The 17,989-nt window shown below is 71.4% G+C and carries 13 protein-coding genes; 7 read left to right on the forward strand and 6 right to left on the reverse strand.

The window, feature by feature from the left end:
• The first annotated feature begins 29 nt into the window (after positions 1–29).
• Complete coding sequence (locus FHX78_RS13415) at positions 30–1,238, forward strand: nucleotide sugar dehydrogenase (protein WP_145867691.1); 1,209 nt, start codon at positions 30–32, stop codon at positions 1,236–1,238.
• Between the two features lie 730 nt (positions 1,239–1,968).
• Here FHX78_RS13415 and FHX78_RS13425 read toward each other — a convergent pair.
• From FHX78_RS13425 to FHX78_RS13440, 4 genes are all read right to left on the reverse strand, one after another.
• Positions 1,969–3,093 (reverse strand): GuaB3 family IMP dehydrogenase-related protein, encoded by a 1,125-nt coding sequence (locus FHX78_RS13425; RefSeq protein WP_145867692.1) that lies wholly within the window; start codon positions 3,091–3,093, stop codon positions 1,969–1,971.
• Positions 3,094–3,199: 106 nt separating this feature from the next.
• Positions 3,200–4,705, reverse strand: coding sequence for an IMP dehydrogenase (gene guaB / locus FHX78_RS13430; RefSeq protein WP_145867693.1), 1,506 nt, complete (start codon positions 4,703–4,705; stop codon positions 3,200–3,202).
• A 160-nt stretch (positions 4,706–4,865) separates the two neighbouring features.
• The gene (locus FHX78_RS13435; protein ID WP_145867694.1) at positions 4,866–5,453 is read right to left on the reverse strand and encodes a sigma-70 family RNA polymerase sigma factor; all 588 of its coding nucleotides are present in this window, start codon (positions 5,451–5,453) and stop codon (positions 4,866–4,868) included.
• Between the two features lie 907 nt (positions 5,454–6,360).
• On the reverse strand, positions 6,361–6,972 hold the full coding sequence (locus FHX78_RS13440) for a response regulator transcription factor (protein WP_003948568.1): 612 nt from the start codon (positions 6,970–6,972) through the stop codon (positions 6,361–6,363).
• 380 nt (positions 6,973–7,352) lie between these two features.
• On the opposite strand from FHX78_RS13440, the gene FHX78_RS13445 reads away from it, so the two are divergent.
• A complete protein-coding gene (locus tag FHX78_RS13445; RefSeq protein ID WP_145867695.1) occupies positions 7,353–7,682 on the forward strand; it encodes a WhiB family transcriptional regulator in 330 nt (109 codons plus the stop codon).
• 81 nt (positions 7,683–7,763) lie between these two features.
• Here the strand turns inward: FHX78_RS13445 and FHX78_RS13450 are convergent, their stop codons facing one another.
• Positions 7,764–8,660, reverse strand: coding sequence for a LysR family transcriptional regulator (locus FHX78_RS13450; protein ID WP_145867696.1), 897 nt, complete (start codon positions 8,658–8,660; stop codon positions 7,764–7,766).
• Between the two features lie 80 nt (positions 8,661–8,740).
• Here FHX78_RS13450 and FHX78_RS13455 point away from each other — a divergent pair, with 80 nt between their 5' ends.
• The 3 genes from FHX78_RS13455 to FHX78_RS13465 all read left to right on the forward strand — a co-directional run bounded on the left by FHX78_RS13455 (position 8,741) and on the right by FHX78_RS13465 (position 11,053).
• Entirely contained in the window at positions 8,741–9,421 is a 681-nt protein-coding gene (locus FHX78_RS13455) for an MOSC domain-containing protein (RefSeq protein WP_145867697.1), read from the forward strand.
• Between the two features lie 51 nt (positions 9,422–9,472).
• The gene (locus FHX78_RS13460; protein ID WP_145867698.1) at positions 9,473–10,246 is read left to right on the forward strand and encodes an SDR family NAD(P)-dependent oxidoreductase; all 774 of its coding nucleotides are present in this window, start codon (positions 9,473–9,475) and stop codon (positions 10,244–10,246) included.
• A 99-nt stretch (positions 10,247–10,345) separates the two neighbouring features.
• Positions 10,346–11,053 (forward strand): ester cyclase, encoded by a 708-nt coding sequence (locus FHX78_RS13465; protein ID WP_145867699.1) that lies wholly within the window; start codon positions 10,346–10,348, stop codon positions 11,051–11,053.
• Between the two features lie 67 nt (positions 11,054–11,120).
• Here the strand turns inward: FHX78_RS13465 and FHX78_RS13470 are convergent, their stop codons facing one another.
• Positions 11,121–12,200, reverse strand: a complete 1,080-nt coding sequence (locus tag FHX78_RS13470) for a hypothetical protein (protein ID WP_145867700.1) — start codon at positions 12,198–12,200, stop codon at positions 11,121–11,123.
• Between the two features lie 851 nt (positions 12,201–13,051).
• Here FHX78_RS13470 and FHX78_RS13475 point away from each other — a divergent pair.
• Together FHX78_RS13475 and FHX78_RS13480 are read left to right on the forward strand one after the other, a co-directional pair.
• A complete protein-coding gene (locus FHX78_RS13475; protein ID WP_229923836.1) occupies positions 13,052–13,456 on the forward strand; it encodes a CU044_2847 family protein in 405 nt (134 codons plus the stop codon).
• Positions 13,457–13,533: 77 nt separating this feature from the next.
• Positions 13,534–17,976, forward strand: a complete 4,443-nt coding sequence (locus FHX78_RS13480) for an nSTAND1 domain-containing NTPase (protein WP_229923835.1) — start codon at positions 13,534–13,536, stop codon at positions 17,974–17,976.
• The last annotated feature ends 13 nt before the right edge of the window (positions 17,977–17,989 follow it).

A 17,989-nucleotide genomic window follows, 5' to 3' on the forward strand; every position in this document is an offset into this window, starting at 1 on the left:
TCCGGTTAATGGGAAGGACGGCCCACGCCATGCCCGCAGATCTCGCCGTCATCGGACTCGGCCCGTACGGACTGCCCCTGGCCCAGGCCGCCGTCGCCGCCGGTATCCCCACCATCGGCTACCGGACCGGCCCCGAGGCGGGCTCCCTCAGCGCCGCCGAGCAGCGCCGCATGCTCGCCCAGGGCTTCCGCACGACCGCCAACCCCACCGAACTCGGCCGGGTGCGCACCGCCGTCATCTGCGCCCCGACCCCGCGCGGCGCCGACGGCGGACTGGACCTGGGCCAGGTGGAGGCGGCCGCCCGCACCCTCGCCGCGCGGCTGCGCCCGCACACCACGGTGATCCTCGAGTCCCCGGCACCCCCCGGGACGACGGAGGGGCCCCTGCTGCGCCTGCTGGAGGCGGGATCAGGTCTCCGCGCGGGGCGCGATTTCCACCTCGCCTACTCCCCCAGCCGCGTCGACCCCGGCAACCGTGACTTCACCCCGGCCAACACCCCGAAGGTCATCGGCGGTCTCACGCCCGCCTGCACCGAGTCGGCGGCGGCCTTCTACGGGCGCCTCACCGACAAGGTGGTCCGCGCGCGGGGACCTCGTGAGGCGGAGACCGTGCAGCTCCTGGAGGCCAACTTCCGGCACGTCAACATCGCCCTCGTCAACGAGATGGCGACCCTCTGCCACGACCTGGGCATCGATCTGTGGGACGTCATCCGCTGCGCGGAGACCAAGCCCTTCGGCTTCCAGGCGTTCCGCCCCGGCCCCGGCGTCGGCGGCCACTCCGCCCCCCAGGACCTGACCGCCCACGCGGGCCGCACCCTGCGCATGGCGGAACTCGCCCAACAGGTCAACGGCCGGATGCCGCACTACGTCGTCCAGCGCGCCGCGGCCCTCCTCAACGAGCACGGCAAGTCGGCGCGCGGCGCACGCGTGCTCCTCCTCGGCGTCACCTACAAGGCCGACCTGGCCGACGAGCAGGGCAGCCCCGCGCACGAGGTGGCGGTCCGGCTGATGGAGCTGGGCGCGTCCGTCAGCTACCACGACCCGCACGTCCCGTCCTGGAACGTCCTCGACCGCCCCGTCCCCCGCGCGGACTCCCTCTACGAGGCCGCCGCCGACGCCGACCTGACGATCCTGCTCCAGCAGCACCGCACGTACGACCTCCAGGGCCTCTCGGTCAAGGCCCAGCTCCTGCTGGACACGCGGGGGGCGACTCCTACGGGGGCGGCGCACCGGTTGTGAAAGGGGCGCGCGCAGGACCGTCGTGCCACGGGGGTTGGTGGTGGGAGGGGGACCGCGCCGGTACGGTGGAGGACGAGGAGCCCACCGCAGGGGGTACTGCGGCAGGCTCCAGGATGATGCACGGGCGTCCGCCCCTAGTTCTTCTCGGGGCGGCCGCTCACCACCCGAAAGGGAGGAGCCCACCGCAGGGGCTGCTGCGGCAGGCTCCAGGATGATGCACGGGTGTCCGCCCCTAGTTCTTTTGGGGGCGGCCGCTCACCATCCGAAAATCCGCAAGATCCACCTCCTCCGGCACTGCACCGTCCACAGACGGATGCGATCCCAGCGGGTGGGCCTGCGGTGACGGCCCATGGGCGCCCCCTTCCACGACACCGCCCAGTGACCCGGTGGGTGGTCCGTCGGAATCGGGCCGGGCCCCGAGGGCGGGGTCCGGACCGTGTCCTTGGAAGGGGGCTCCCAGAAGAACTGGGCGCCGTCCAGGACACTAGCGGCCTCACACGGGTGGACCAGCGCGGATCAGGCCCCAGGGCAACCGCGCGCCCCCCGGCTGCCACGCGCGCCCCCGCGGACACGCGGACACGCGGACACGCGGACACGCGGACACGCGGACACGCGGACACGCGGACACGCGGACACGCGGACACGCGGACACGTGGACACGTGGAAGGGGCCGGTCACCAGGTGACCGGCCCCTTCGGTGCCGTATCGGAGTCGGGGGTCCGCCCGGGACCTACCGCCGGTGCTGCGAGTCCGCGACCGTCACCTCGACGCGCTGGAACTCCTTGAGCTCGCTGTAGCCGGTGGTGGCCATCGCGCGGCGCAGGGCGCCGAAGAGGTTCATCGAACCGTCGGGGGTGTGGGACGGGCCGGTGAGGATCTCCTCCAGCGTGCCCACCGTGCCGAGGTCGACCTTCTGGCCGCGCGGCAGCTCCTCGTTGACGGCTTCCATGCCCCAGTGGTTGCCCCGGCCCGGACCGTCGGTCGCGCGGGCCAGCGGGGAGCCCATCATCACGGAGTCCGCGCCGCAGGCGATCGCCTTGGGCAGGTCGCCGGACCAGCCGACCCCGCCGTCCGCGATGACGTGCACGTACCGGCCGCCGGACTCGTCCATGTAGTCGCGGCGGGCGGCGGCCACGTCGGCGACCGCGGTGGCCATCGGGACCTGGATGCCGAGCACGTTGCGCGTGGTGTGCGCGGCGCCGCCGCCGAAGCCGACCAGCACGCCGGCCGCGCCGGTGCGCATGAGGTGCAGGGCGGCGGTGTAGGTGGCGCAGCCGCCGACGATCACCGGGACGTCGAGCTCGTAGATGAACTGCTTCAGGTTCAGCGGCTCGTGCGCGCCGGAGACGTGCTCCGCGGAGACCGTCGTACCGCGGATGACGAAGATGTCCACGCCCGCGTCCACGACGGCCTTGGAGAACTGGGCGGTGCGCTGCGGGGAGAGCGCGGCGGCGGTGACCACGCCCGAGTCGCGCACCTCCTTGATGCGCTGCCCGATCAGCTCCTCCTTGATGGGAGCGGCGTAGATCTCCTGGAGGCGGCGGGTGGCCGCCTCGGCGGGCAGGCCGACGATCTCGTCCAGCAGCGGCTGCGGGTCCTCGTAGCGGGTCCACAGACCCTCGAGGTTCAGCACGCCGAGGCCGCCGAGCTCACCGATGCGGATCGCCGTGGCCGGGGAGACGACCGAGTCCATGGGGGCGGCCAGGAACGGCAGCTCGAAGCGGTAGGCGTCGATCTGCCAGGCGATCGAGACCTCCTTCGGGTCCCGCGTACGGCGGCTGGGGACGACGGCGATGTCGTCGAAGGCGTACGCCCGGCGGCCGCGCTTGCCGCGCCCGATCTCGATCTCAGTCACGTCTGTGGCCTTTCCCTGATGCGTTGCAGCGCCTTCCAGTATCCCCGACGGACACGCCGAGGGCGGTCCCGGAGGTGTCCGGGACCGCCCAGGAAGGCTCTTACGGCTACTTGCGGCTGTAGTTCGGTGCCTCGACCGTCATCTGGATGTCGTGCGGGTGGCTCTCCTTGAGGCCCGCCGAGGTGATCCGTACGAAGCGCCCGTTGTCCTGGAGCTGGGGCACGGTCTGGCCGCCGACGTAGAACATCGACTGGCGCAGGCCGCCGACCAGCTGGTGGACGACCGAGGAGAGCGGGCCCCGGTAGGGCACCTGGCCCTCGATGCCCTCGGGGACGAGCTGCTCGTCGGAGGCGACGCCCTCCTGGAAGTAGCGGTCCTTGGAGAACGACTTGCGGTCGCCGCGGGTCTGCATGGCGCCGAGCGAGCCCATGCCGCGGTACGACTTGAACTGCTTGCCGTTGATGAACATCAGCTCGCCCGGCGACTCCTCGCAGCCCGCGAGCAGCGAGCCCAGCATCACCGTGTCCGCGCCGGCGACGAGGGCCTTGGCGATGTCACCGGAGTACTGCAGTCCGCCGTCGCCGATGACCGGGACACCGGCCGCCTTGGCGGCGAGCGCGGCCTCGTAGATGGCGGTGACCTGCGGGACGCCGACACCGGCGACGACACGCGTGGTGCAGATGGAGCCGGGTCCGACGCCGACCTTGATGCCGTCGCAGCCCGCGTCGACGAGGGCCTGGGCGCCGTCGCGCGTGGCGACGTTGCCGCCGATGACGTCGACGCCGGAGGAGTTCGACTTGATCTTGGCGACCATGTCGCCGACCAGCCGGGAGTGGCCGTGCGCGGTGTCGACGACGATGAAGTCGACGCCCGCCTCGATCAGCGCCTGGGCGCGCTCGAAGGCGTCACCGGCGACACCGACCGCCGCGCCGACCAGCAGCCGTCCCTCGGCGTCCTTGGCGGCGTTCGGGTACTTCTCGGCCTTCACGAAGTCCTTGACCGTGATCAGGCCCTTGAGGACACCGCCGTCGTCGACCAGCGGAAGCTTCTCGATCTTGTGCCGGCGCAGCAGCTCCATGGCCTCGGCGCCGGAGATGCCGACCTTGCCGGTGACCAGCGGCATCGGCGTCATGACCTCGCGCACCTGACGGGTGCGGTCGGTCTCGAAGGCCATGTCGCGGTTGGTGACGATGCCGAGCAGCTTCTTGTTGCCGTCGGTGACCGGGACGCCGCTGATGCGGAACTTGGCGCACAGGGCGTCTGCCTCGGCGAGCGTGGCGTCCGGGTGGATGGTGATGGGGTCCGTGACCATGCCGGACTCGGAGCGCTTCACCAGGTCGACCTGGTTGGCCTGGTCCTCGATGGACAGGTTGCGGTGCAGGACGCCGACGCCGCCCTGGCGGGCCATCGCGATCGCCATGCGCGACTCGGTGACCTTGTCCATGGCGGCGGACAGCAGCGGGATGTTGACCCGCACGTTCTTGGAGACGTACGAGGCGGTGTCGATCTCGTCGGGTGCCATGTCCGACGGGCCCGGCAGCAGCAGCACGTCGTCGTAGGTCAGCCCGAGTGTCGCGAATTTACCGGGCACTCCGTCGACGTTGGCAGTCATGACACCTTCCCCAAATGGCCTTGATCGGTGCGGATGTCCATGCTAACGGGAAGCGCGGGTGTCTCATTCCACGGTTGCGCACGGCTCCGGGCTTCGTATGTTCGTACGGAGACGCCTGGGCGTCCGTTCATCCGCCGAAGGGGCGGCGCGGCGGCGGGCGTTACTGCTCCGCCAGGGCGCGCAGCCGGCTCAGCGCACGGTGCTGCGCCACCCGGACGGCGCCGGGTGACATTCCCAACATCTGTCCAGTCTCCTCCGCGGTGAGCCCCACGGCGATGCGCAGCAGGATCAGCTCGCGCTGGTTCTCGGGCAGGTTGGCGAGGAGTTTCTTGGCCCATTCGGCGTCGCTGCTGAGCAGGGCGCGCTCCTCCGGGCCGAGGGAGTCGTCGGGGCGCTCGGGCATCTCGTCGGAGGGCACGGCGGTGGATCCGGGGTGGCGCATGGCCGCGCGCTGCAGGTCGGCGACCTTGTGGGAGGCGATGGCGAAGATGAACGCCTCGAAGGGCCGGCCGGTGTCCTTGTAGCGGGGCAGGGCGAGGAGCACCGCGACGCAGACTTCCTGGGCGAGGTCCTCGACGAAGTGCCGGGCGTCGCCGGGGAGCCGGGACAGGCGGGTGCGGCAGTAGCGCAGGGCGAGGGGGTGGACGTGGGCGAGCAGATCGTGCGTGGCCTGCTCGTCTCCGTCGACGGCGCGATGGACGAGCGCACCGATCGCCCCTTGGGCAGTGCCCGCCTCGTCGTCGCGCATCGGTCCATGGTGCCTTGCGGACGACGGGTCCGCGGCACCGTGTCCCTGGTTGTGCACTGAAGCGTTATGAGCAGGTGCGCCGGAACTCATCCCCTGCGCCCTCCCCTTCCGCTCGACCGACTCGTCCCCGAGGAACTCCACACCCTCAAGGATGCGGCATCCTCGGCGAAACGAGCAGCGGGTACCTGACAGCGGCCTTCGCTGCCCTGGTGGGCGGGGGTTTCCGGGTCCGTCGCGCGGCGGATTCGGCCGGCCCCGGGGCCTGTCGTGGGGCCCGGTCCGAGGCCGTGCGGTGAGGTGCGTACCCGACGCCGCACGCCTGGCGCCCCTCGCGCGCCCGTCGTGCCGCGGGACGCCCCTCGCGCCCCTCGCGCGCCTGTCGTGCCTGTCGTGCCTGTCGTGCCTGTCGTGCCTGTCGTGCCTGTCGTGCCGTCGGGCGCCGGTGCCCACTCCGGCCGGGCGCATGCCCCACCCGGCCGACGATCCGTTGCGGGTCGAGTGCACGCCCCACCAGCCCGGCGACCCCTCAGCGGCCCGGCGCACGCGCTGCCGAGCCAGGGGTGATGCCGTAACCGGAGACCCGGACGAATCCGGCCCGCGGCGCGGTACGCACGCGGCTGGGCCCCGTGCCGGGACGGCCCCGGTGGGGGCCTTCGCGTGCCGCCGCCCGTGGGCCGACCTCGCCAGGGCGGGCCCCCGCTCGCCGGCCGCCGCTCGATGATGCCGCGCGCCGGGGCGGTCCGGCCGGACGACGGACGGGCGCGGGGCCTCTCGTCCGGATCAGGCCGGATGCGCGGATCCCGGCTCCGTACCCGGCCCCCGCCCCGCCGAGCGTGTCGGCGTCTCGCGGGGTTCGGTGACGGATCCGGGCGCTGCGCCCGATCCGGCGTGATCCACACGCAAGGCCCTAGCGCACGAGGCCCCACCGGAAGCCCAGCGCCACCGCGTGGGCCCGGTCCGACGCGCCGAGCTTCTTGAAGAGCCGCCGGGCGTGCGTCTTGACGGTGTCCTCGGAGAGGAACAGCTCGCGCCCGATCTCGGCGTTGGAACGGCCGTGGCTCATGCCTTCGAGGACCTGGATCTCACGCGCGGTGAGCGTGGGCGCGGCGCCCATCTCCGCCGAGCGCAGCCGGCGCGGGGCGAGCCGCCAGGTCGGGTCGGCGAGCGCCTGTGTGACCGTGGCCCGCAGCTCCGCGCGGGAGGCGTCCTTGTGCAGGTAGCCACGGGCACCGGCGGCCACCGCGAGGGCCACCCCGTCGAGGTCCTCGGCGACGGTGAGCATGATGATGCGCGCACCGGGGTCGGCGGACAGCAGCCGCCGCACCGTCTCGACGCCGCCCAGACCGGGCATGCGTACGTCCATCAGAATCAGGTCCGAGCGGTCGGCACCCCAGCGGCGGAGGACTTCCTCGCCGTTGGCAGCCGTCGTCACGCGCTCGACGCCGGGCACGGTCGCGACCGCGCGGCGGAGCGCCTCTCGGGCAAGCGGGGAGTCGTCGCAGACGAGGACGGAAGTCATGGCCGCCCTCCGCAGCTGATGCGCGTCACCTTGAGCCTCCAGGCTGGTACGAAATCGTCACCTGTGCGGTCGACCGTCTCGGACGCCCGCCCGAGCGCTTGTTCCTTCAACCGCCTCGCACTCTCAACGACGGTCACTCGAAAGAGTTACGGGGCCGTCTGCCATCTTCGGCACTCTACGTGAGGAGACGGACACGGTGCAGACATGCGCGACGGGCCCCCGAACTTTCATCACAACCCGTGCCCCATTCAGCCCCTTTTCTTCCCCTTTGTTGGTGTCCGGGGCTAGATTCGCAATGAGTCATATTTTCATCTCCTTGGATCGTAGTTGTACGGTCGTGGACACCGGATCCGCCCAGAACGGCTACAAGGGGTCACGCAATGGCAGATTTCTCCCGCCTTCCCGGACCGAACGCGGACCTGTGGGACTGGCAGCTCCTGGCTGCCTGCCGCGGGGTGGACAGCTCGCTCTTCTTCCACCCCGAGGGCGAGCGTGGTGCGGCTCGGAGCGCTCGCGAGAACTCGGCCAAAGAGGTCTGCATGAGGTGCCCGGTACGCGCCGAGTGCGCCGCGCACGCGCTGGCGGTACGTGAGCCGTACGGCGTGTGGGGCGGGCTGACCGAGGACGAGCGCGAAGAGCTGATGGGGCGGGCGCGCAACCGGCTGGTGTCGGCATCGGCCGCCGCCGGGCACGCCGCTTCGAACAACTGAAGGAACGTTTCTTCAGGAGGTAAGGACAGAACAAGGGCACGTACGCGTGCCCTTGCCGCCGCCGACCGTCATACGTGCGGTTCAGCGGGCGGTGACCGTCGCCAGCTTCTCCAGCGTCGCGGTGACCGCCGGCACCTGGGCGAGGTCCGGGAGCGTGAGCGCGACGATCTCCCGCCGCACCGCGGGCTCCAGCACCACGGTGCGCACACCCCGGGGGCGTACGGACTCGATGGCCAGCTGGGGCAGGACCGCGACCCCGAGTCCTGCGCCGACCAGCCCGGCCACCGCCGGATAGTCGTCGGTCGCGAAGTCGATGCGCGGGGTGAAACCGGCCGCCTCGCACACCTCGACCAGCTGGCCCCGGCAGCGCGGACAGCCGGCGATCCAGGGTTCGTCGGCGAAATCACCGATGGCGACGGACTCCGCGCGGGCGAGCCGGTGCCGCTCCGGTACGAGCCCCACGAGCCGGTCCGTCAGCAGCGGCCGTACGACGAGGTCGTCCCATTCCTCGGCGCCCGCCGCCCCCTCGTACCGGAAGGCGAGGGCCACGTCGCAGTCGCCCTCGCGCAGCATCTCCACGGAGCGGGGCGGTTCGGCCTCCTCCAGGGAGACCCTGGTGCCCGGGTGGGCGTCGCGCAGGGCGGCGAGGGCGGTCGGGACGAGCGTGGAGCTGCCGCTGGGGAAGGAGACGAGGCGGACCCGGCCCGCGCGCAGCCCGGCGATGGCGGCGACCTCCTCCTCGGCGGCGGTGAGCCCGGCGATGATCCCGGCGGCGTGCCTCACCAGCGCCTCTCCGGCCTGCGTCAGACGCATCTCGCGGCCGCTGCGGATGAGCAGGGGGGTGCCGACGGACGCCTCCAGCGCCTTCATCTGCTGGCTCACCGCGGGCTGGGTGCAGCCCAGCTCCCGGGCCGCAGCGGAGAAGGAACCGGTGGTGGCCACGGCGCGCAGCACGCGGAGATGACGAGCTTCGATCACACCCCAAGGATAAGTCGTCCTTTGGTGCGAAGGCGAATAATGCGTCGACGCTTTGATCTCCATCGCCTACCGTGCGACGCATGAAGCTTCTGTCTGTGAACCTGGGGCGGCCCGAGGTGGTGCCGTACACGGACCACCGTGACGGGGTGACCGGCATCGACAAGCGGCCCGTGGACGGGCCGGTGCGGGTGGCGGCGCCGGGCCCGAAGGGGTTCGGTGCGAGCGGTCTGGACGGGGACGCCGTGTGCGAGACCCGGCACCACGGCGGGAACGACCAGGCGGTGTACGCCGTCGCCCGCGAGGACCTCGACGCGTGGGAGCGCACGCTGGGGCGCACGCTGGCGAACGGCTCGTTCGGCGAGAACCTCACCACGGAGGGGATCGACGTGTCCGGCGCCCTGATCGGTGAGCGCTGGGCCGTCGGGCCCGAGGTGCTGCTGGAGATCACCTCCGGGCGTATCCCCTGCCGCACCTTCCAGGGCCACATGGGTGAGAAGGGCTGGGTGAAGCGGTTCACGGAGCGGGGTGCGCCGGGTGCGTATCTGCGGGTGATCCGGCCCGGTGAGATCCGCGCGGGTGACGCGGTCCGGGTCGTGCACCGGCCGGACCACGAGGTGACGGTCGCCCTGCAGTTCCGCGCGGTGACGACCGAGCGGACGCTGCTGCCCCGGCTGCTGGAGGCGGGCGAGGCGCTGCATCCGGAGGCGGTGGCGACGGCACGGACGTACGTGGAGAAGTACGGTGCGGGCTCGCCGGCCTGACGGCCCTGGACGTGAGCGGATGCTTCGGCTCCGGGTAACTACTCTTGCGCCATGACAACGGCTCTGATTACGGGATCGACGGCTGGGATCGGTGCCGCGTTCGCGCGGCGGCTGGCGGCCGACGGACACGACCTGGTGCTGGTGGCCCGCGACACCGGCCGGCTGCGCGAACAGGCCACCGAGCTGCACGACCGCCACGGCATCGAGGCGGAGGTGCTGACCGCCGACCTGGCGGACGACAAGGGCATCGAGTCGGTGGCCGAACGGCTCGGTGACCGCAGGAACCCCGTCGATCTGCTGGTCAACAACGCCGGTTTCGGCAACAAGGGCCGTTATCTCGCCGTCCCCATGGCCGACGAGCTGAGGATGCTCAAGGTGCACTGCGAGGCGGTGCTCCGGCTGACGTCGGCGGCGGCGGAGGCGATGCGGGAGCGCGGCCGCGGCGGTGTCGTCAACGTCGCCTCGGTGGCGGCGTTCGTGCCGCGCGGTACGTACGGGGCGTCCAAGGCGTGGGTCGTGCAGTTCACGCAGGGCGCGGCCCGGGACCTCGCGGACAGCGGCGTACGGCTGATGGCGCTGTGCCCCGGTTTCGTGCGCACCGAGTTCCACGACCGGGCCGGTATGGGGACGGACAACATCCCGGACTGGATGTGGCTGGACGCGGACAAGGTCGCCGCGGCGGCGCTCGCGGACCTGGCCCGGGGCAAGTCGCTGTCGATCCCCGACCCGCGGTACAAGGCGCTGATGGGGGCGGCGAAGCTGGTCCCGCGCGGGCTGCTGGGCGGCATCTCCTCCCGGACGGGACGCAAGTACGGGCCCCAGTGACGGCCCGGCGCCGGCCCCCTCCACAGCGGGCCGGGGTCCGCGCCCCGGAGCAGAATGGGTGCTGACAGGACCCGGACCAGGAGGGCCGGAGGTGGCGTCATGACCTTCGTACAGCTCATCGACTGCAGGACCAGCCGGTTCGAGGAGATGGATCGGCTCATGGACCGGTGGGTCGAGCAGACCAAGGGGAAGCGGACGGCGACGCACGCGGTGGTCGGCAAGGACCGCTCGGACGCCTCGCACGTCGTCGAGATCGTGGAGTTCCCCTCGTACGAGGAGGCGATGCGCAACTCGCAGCTGCCGGAGACCGACCGGATCTTCCGGGAGATGGTGGCGCTCTGCGACGAGATGCCCACGTTCACCGATCTGGAGGTGACGCGGGACGCCCAGCTGAACACGGACGCCGCGCGGCGGTTCTTCGAGGTGCTGGCCACCGAGGACGACCTGTCACCGATGACGGGCCTGGTCGAGGAGCACTACCACGACCACGACCCGGCCAACGAGCAGGACGTCATCGGCCTGGACCACCTGCGGCGCGAGATGGACGTGTGGCGCGGCGGCTTCGACTTCTCGGTCCGCGTCGAGGACCAGATCGCCCAGGGGGACCGGGTGTGCACGCGGTGGAGCTGGGAGGGGACCCACAAGGGCGACTTCCTCGGCATCCCGCCGACGGGGAAGAAGGTCTCCACCACGGGTACGACCATCTTCCGCTTCGGCTCCAACGGCAAGATCGTCGAGGGCTGGTGGCAGTACGACCGGCTGGGGCTGATGTCCCAACTGGGGGCGCTGGAGCCGACGGAACTGTGAACGGTGCGCGAGAAGGGTGAAGGGCTGCGGGGAGCACGCAGCGCTCCCCGGGGCCCCTCGGTCGCCGTCAGACGCAAGGCGCGAGCGTCCAACGGCTGAGCGTGGAGCTGTCCTCGTCGTACGTCAGCCAGGTCCCGTCGCCGAGCGGGCGCACATAGCTGTCGACGGGACCCTGCGGATAGGCGACCACCCCGCGTATCCGCAGGGTGCGGGCGTCGAGCAGCCAGTGGCGGGCCTGCTCCGGCTCCTCGTCGGAGTCGACCGTCGAGGCGATGACGGTGGCGGCGTCGACGAATCCGCAGCCGTAGTCCCAGTAGGTCTCGTCGTCCTCGTCGTCCTCGTCGGCGGCGGACTCGGGTTCCTGCTCGGCGGTCACCGTGCCGTCCAGGGCGTGCAGTCGCAGGTCCGCCCCGTAGTGCTCGACCGTCAGGAAGCCCGGGTGTCCCGCGTGGACGTCCATCAGAATGCGGTCCAGGCCCTCGTTCAGGTCCCAGCTCGTCAGCTTCTCGCCGTCCCAGCGCGCCCAGTACAGCAGGATGCCGTCCTGGCCCATGCCGATACTCAGGCCCATGTGGACCCCGTCGGGGTGGGAGAGGTGGTTCGAACCGGCCGCCGCGCTGTCCAGCGGCAGGCTCGCCAGCTCCCGTCCGTCCCGGGCGTCCAGGACGACCCAGCGCTCCTCCCAGCCACCCGGCTCCGGCTCGGCCACGACATGCGCCCAGACCAGCCGGCCGTCGTCCGAGACCCGGCAGGAGCCGTGCTCCAGACCACGGCACACCTCCTGCTCGTCCCCCGTGTGCGGGTGACCGAGCTCGGGGCCCCAGCAGCCGTGCCGGTACTCCCACAGCGTCTCCCCGCCCCGGCCCATGGCCCGGACCGCGCGCTGCCCCGAGAACACCGCGAACGTGCCGTCGGGGCTCACCGAGTGGACGCCGTGGTCCCACCGGGGCCAGGGAAGGGGGAAGACGCTCGTCGGTGCGCGCTCCCCCGCGAACAGCTCTCGAAGATCATGAACCTCCAGCTCGTGCCCGTTGCGGAGCAGGGCACGGCACGAGCCGTCCCTACGGCTCTCCAGCGCGAATCCGTTGACCAGTGCGCCTCCACCCGGCAGCCTCACCGAGTCGCGCAGTTGTGCGGTGATCGACATGGCCCGAACGTAACGGACCCCACTGACAGGACGGATCGCCCACGATGTACACGAACTCGTTCACGTGCAGGACGATCGCCAGGACCCTCGGCAAGGCACGATTCCGTCGAACTGATCGGCCGAGCTGGCCGCCAACGCCGTGACCCACGGCCGCGTTCCCGGGCCGGGACGCCGAACTGCGGTTCAGGCGGGAGGACTGCGGGCGCGTCCGCATCGAGGTCAGCGACGCGCGGGGCGAGCGACTGCCCGAGGCGCGGGACGCCGGAAGCGGGGAGGACGGCGGGCGGGGGCTCCTCCTCGTCGCCGCCCTGGCCGAGGAGTGGGGAACGACCCCGCGCCCCGGCGCACCCGGCAAGACGGTGCGGGCCGTGGTGCCCGCCGCGCCGGTCCGCGGGTGAGCCGGGGAAGGACCTGGTCCGTCAGTAGTGGTACCGGGCCTTGCATCCGGCGATGGCACGGCCGTCACCCGCCGGGGCGACAGTGACGTGCGCCGGTGGACCTGGGCCGGGCATCGGGCGAACGCCGCCCTCGCCGCTTCCCTCCCCTCCGTCGTCCCGCGGCACCGGCTCCTCGACGACATCACCCGGCGGTCGTGGCGGGCGGCGGTGGCGGACGCCGGGACGGGGCTGACCCTGCCCGAGGTGGACCCGAACGCCGGGTACCGGCGGCTCCAGCGGTCGGCCGCCCCTGGGACCAGGTGCGGGGCGGCGACGCACCGCCCAGGTCGGCCCCCGTGACTGCCGCCGCCCCGCCGGGTAACGTCCCTGTGCGCCCCTTGAGGCGCCAACTCACTGGCGTGCAGGTTCAGTTCCCGATTCGGAGACGTCATGCCGCTGTCGGAAGGTCAAGCCGTGTACACCGTCGACGTGCCGCTGGGGAGCGGCGGCGAGATCGTGCGAGTGCAGGTGAACGACGCCGGGGAGGACATCGTGCGCGTCGGACGTGGCAGTCGTACCGTCGCCCGGGCCGAGCAGTCCCTGGAACAGATGCTGGACGTCGTACGGCCGGTCGCGGACGCCTTCGTCGGCCGCTGCCGTGGCATGCTCCAGCCGCCGGACGAGGCGACCCTCGCATTCGGCATGTCCCTCTCCGCCGACGCGAAGGTCCTCGTCGCGGGCTCCTCCGCGGAGGCCAACTTCTCCGTCAGCCTCACCTGGCACAGCAGCCCCGCCGGTACGGACGCGGTGCCGGAAGCCGCACCCGGCCCGGAGTCCGCGGGCCGAGGCCCTGAGGTCGGCCCCGCCTCCGAGGGCTGAGTCCCGCGGGGCAGGCCGGGGCCCGCTGTCGCACTGCAGGCACCCTCCAGCTCTCCCCACCGACCGAGGAGGTCCTCGTGCACGACCAGGACGATTCCGGCCGCATTCCGCCCGGAGCCGGGCACGGCGAACCCGAGGACGCCGACACCGTCCTGGCCGCCGGGACGGTCCGGCTCTGGGACGGGGACGGTGGCTCCGCCGGTACCGGATTCCTCCTCGGCGACGGGCTCGTCCTCACCTGCGCCCATGTGGTGTGCGACGCGCTCGGCAGACCCCGCGACACCGAAGTGCTCGCGGGGACCCGTGTCACCGTCGACATGCCGCTCCTAGCCGGTCCGGGAGTTCCGGGGCACGGCCTCGAAGCGGAGGTGGCGCACTGGGTGCCCATCCGGGAGGACCGCAGCGGGGATGTGGCCGTGCTGCGACTGCTCGGTCCGGCACCGGGGGCGCGGCCACTGCCGACCAGCCTGTCCCGGCGTCTGTGGGAGCACGGGTCCCGCCTCGTCGGCTTCACCGGCCGCTCCGACCGGCCCGTGTGGCAGCGGGGCAGTCTCCTCGGCCCAGCCGGGAAGGGCTGGGTGCAGCTGTCCCGGGCCGACGGGCAGACGGTCCGTGTCACCGGCGGTTTCAGCGGCAGCCCGGTCTGGGACAACGCCCTCGGCGCCGTCGTCGGCATGATCGTGGCCGCGGAGCCGGTACGGGACGACCAGCAGGCGTACATGCTGCACCTCGGGGCCCTCGCCGACGAGATCCCCGCCCTTGCCGAGGCGCTCCTGGCCCCGACGCCCTTCCGCGGCCTGGAACCCTTCCGCGAGGAGGACGCGGAGGTCTTCTTCGGCCGCGAGGAGGACACGGAGACCGTGGTCACCGCACTGCGCGGTGACCGTGCGTCGGTGACGTTGTGTGGACCCTCGGGGTGCGGCAAGTCCTCCCTCGCCCTCGCCGGGGTGGCGCCCGTCATGCGCCGTGCCGGCCACGAGGTGGTGGTCGTCCAGTGCGGCCGCACCTCCCGTCCGGTGGAAGCCCTGGCGGTCGAACTCCTCGAACTGGCCCGTCAGGAACGGTTCGGGCCGCCGCGCGTCATCAGCGTGGAGCGGGTCGTCACCTGGCTGACCGGGGCGGGCCTCGCGGACACCGTCCACCGGCTCACCGGCAGCGCCACCACCGACCTCCTCGTCGTACTGGACCAGGCCGAGGCACTCCTCGACCTGCCCGAGGGGGACCTCACGGCCCTCCTGTCGGTGCTCTTCCCCGCCCGGCGCACCCCCGGGATGCGGGTGCTGCTCACCCTGCGGGCCGACTTCGTCGACGCCGCCCTCAGTCACGAGCGCCTCGGGCCGGTGCTGAAGCGGGGAGCCGTCCTGCCGCTGACCCCGATGACCCGGGAGCAGCTCCACGACGTCATCACCCGCCCCGTGGACCGCGTCCCCGGTGTCTCCTATGAACCAGGGCTGGCGCGCCGCATCCTCGAGGACGCCGGCAGTGAGCCCGGCGCCCTCCCCCTCCTCGGCTTCGTCCTCCGGCACCTGTGGGAGGAACAGTCGGGCGGCCGCCTGAGGGTCGAGGCGTACGAGAGGGCCGGCGGCGTTTCCGGCGCACTGCGCAGACACGCGGAGGAGGCCTGGCGGAAGTACGTCCCGTCCGCGGCCGAGACCGGCTCCCCGGACTCCACGGACACTTCGGAGAGCCCTGATCCCGGCGCAACCGACACGGACGCGCGGCGGCTCCTCGCCGGACTGGTACGAGTGGTGCCGGGCAGCGGCGCCCCCGCACTGCGGCGGGTACTGACCCGGGCCGAGGCCGGCGAGCAGCGCTGGCGCCTGGCCGTACTGTTCGCCGGGAAGGACGAGCGCCTGCTGGTCCTCCACGGCGGGGCGGGAGTGCCGGAGAGCGTGGAGCTCGCCCACGAAGCCCTCATCACGGTATGGCCGACGCTGGCCGAAGTGGTGCGCGAGGACCGGGACTTCCTCGCCGCACGCGCGGAGTTGCAGCACGACCGGGAACGCTGGGAGAACGCGGGACGTACCGACGAGCTCCTGCCGCGGGGTGCACAACTCGTCTCCCTCGAGAGCCGACTCGCCGGGCGCACCGACGAACTGACGGCGGCCGAGAACGGCTTTCTCGGCCTCGCCGACGATCAGCGACGCGCAATACAGCACGCGATACAACAGCAGCAGCGTGCCCGGCAGCGGCGCATCCGGCAGGCTTGGACGGCCGGCGGCCTCGCTTTCGCGCTCATCGCCGCCCTGACCGTGTTCTTCGTACAGGAGTCCCGGGTGAGCGAGAGGCGGGCGGCGGAAGGCCGGTCCAGGACGCTGGCCGTGCAGGCGGACGAGCTGGCCGACACCAATCCCGCCCAGGCCGCCCTGGCCGCGATCGCGGGCTACGACATCTCCCCGACCCAGGAAGCCCGCAACGCGTTGCTGCGCCGGTACGCCGCGCTCAAGGAAAAGGCGTGGATCCTGTCGGGCGTCGAGGGAAAGATCGACGGCGTCGCCATGAGCGCGGACGGCGCGGTGACCCTGGCGACCTCCGACACCCGGCGCGCGACCCTGTTCCTGCGTACGAAGCGGGGCGAGGTGCGTCAGGTCAACCTCCGCCTCCGTCCCAATGTCCTGGAACCTACGGTCAGTCTGGACGGGCGGCGCATCGCGTATGTGCGCGACGAGGACCGGGCTGTTGTCTGGCACGATGTCACGCCCACGGCGAAGTACCCGGTGGGGCCCGCACATCTGCTCAAAGGTCCGCCGGTGAAGGCCAAGTCGGATGATTGGGGCAACCTGCGTAAGCTGATCGACTTCTCGCGTACTTCCCGTTACCTCGTCGAGGCAGCGGCCGATTCCGCGACGTTCCCCGTACGTGTCTGGGATCTGGAGACGGGGCGCCGACACGACCTGCCGAAGATCATTCCCGGGATCAAGTCCATCTGGTTCGGCCCTGACGACGTCACGTTGATGGCAATGGGGACCACCTCGTCCTACACCGAGATGATGGACGCGGTCGACATCCGGACCGGTACGCGGCGACGCCTGGTCACGGATGGCAAAGAGAGCGGTGTGTCGAGTGACGGAACCGTGGCCATCACCTGCCATGAAGGGGACAGCGAGTCCTCGACCAACGCCCTGTACCAGACGATACGAGTGGCGGACCGGCGAGTCCTGCGCAGTTACCGAGCCGATTACACCTCGTGCGGACCTACGATCCTTGACGCCAAGGGCGACCGGTTTGCGCTGACTGGCCTCAGAGACACCTGGGAAATCGTCAACGCCAACGGCGACGATCGACCACGAGAATTCGTACCTCCTTCTGGCGTATCCAGCTTCGACATCACTCCGGGACTACCCTTGCTCGGCTCCGAACGGGAGCCTGTCCTGGCCTTCAAGGACGACAGTTCAATCTCCGGACGAACTCTGGTGAGCGCCGAGGGAGAAACCGCATACGGCGTGCCGAGACTGCTCGGTGACGGACGCGCGATGGTGGTCCGCCTCGGAGAGAAAGGCGACTCCCTTCACGTCATGGAGACCGAGGGCGACAACCGCGACCTGGCCAAGGTGTCCGTGAAAGCCGAAACACCGCCGGCCAAGGAGCAGGTCATCGCGATCGACCGCGTCGAGACACTGATGGCGGACGTGTCGGACAAGAATCGGGTGACGGTCCGCCGGCTGCCGTCCCTGAGCCGCGTATCGGAGTTCAGGACAGCCGTCGAGCCGCCCGTCGTCGACCAGGACCCCCACGACCTCTTCACTCCGCCCGGTGACGTAGGCGAACTGGAACCCGTGGACCTCGTATTCCTGCCCGGTGACCGGCTCGTGACGGTCGTCGGGTCCCGCGTCGAACAGTGGGACGCCCGCGAGGGACGTCGTCTGTCCTCGATCGATCTGAAGGACCTCCGGCTCACTTCCCGGAGCCGACCGGACTACTACGTGACTGCCCACCGCGACCCGGACCTCCTGGCCGTCAGCGTGGACGGCGAACCGGACCTGCACGCCGTCGATCTGCGAACAGGCCGGGAGAGGAAAGAGTTCCGCATCCAATTCGCCGACGACTTCCTCACCGCGTACTTCCTCAAGGACACGCGCTACATGGCCGTACTGACCTCGGGACGCATCCTGGAGTTGTGGTCCGTCGAACCGGGCCAACCACCCCGTCGAGTGGCGGCCTTTCCCAAGCCGCTGCGGCCCGGCGAGTGGGCGACGGGCAACCCCAGTGGCGCCCACTACTTCCTGGCCGCCGACAGTTCCGTGACCTTCCTGAAAGCGGACGATCCGTCGTACCGGGAGACCTACGAGTTCGCCGAGAGCCAGCGCGTCGTCTCCGCCACCAGGGACGGCACAGCCGTGTTCGGCTCCCCCGCCCCGGAGTCCTCATTCGACGCGTTCGGGAAGTCTCCCCTCTCGCTGACCCGGCTGGACCCCGTCCTGTGGAAGCGGCACCTGTGCAAGGTGATCGGCCGTGGCCTCACCGACGAGGAACGCCGGGGCCTGCCCGGCTCTCTGCCGGACACTGTCTGCGCCACCTGATCCACGGAGGTCC

Origin of the sequence: Streptomyces capillispiralis (assembly GCF_007829875.1) — a bacterium.
Classification (GTDB): Bacteria; Actinomycetota; Actinomycetes; order Streptomycetales; family Streptomycetaceae; genus Streptomyces; species Streptomyces capillispiralis.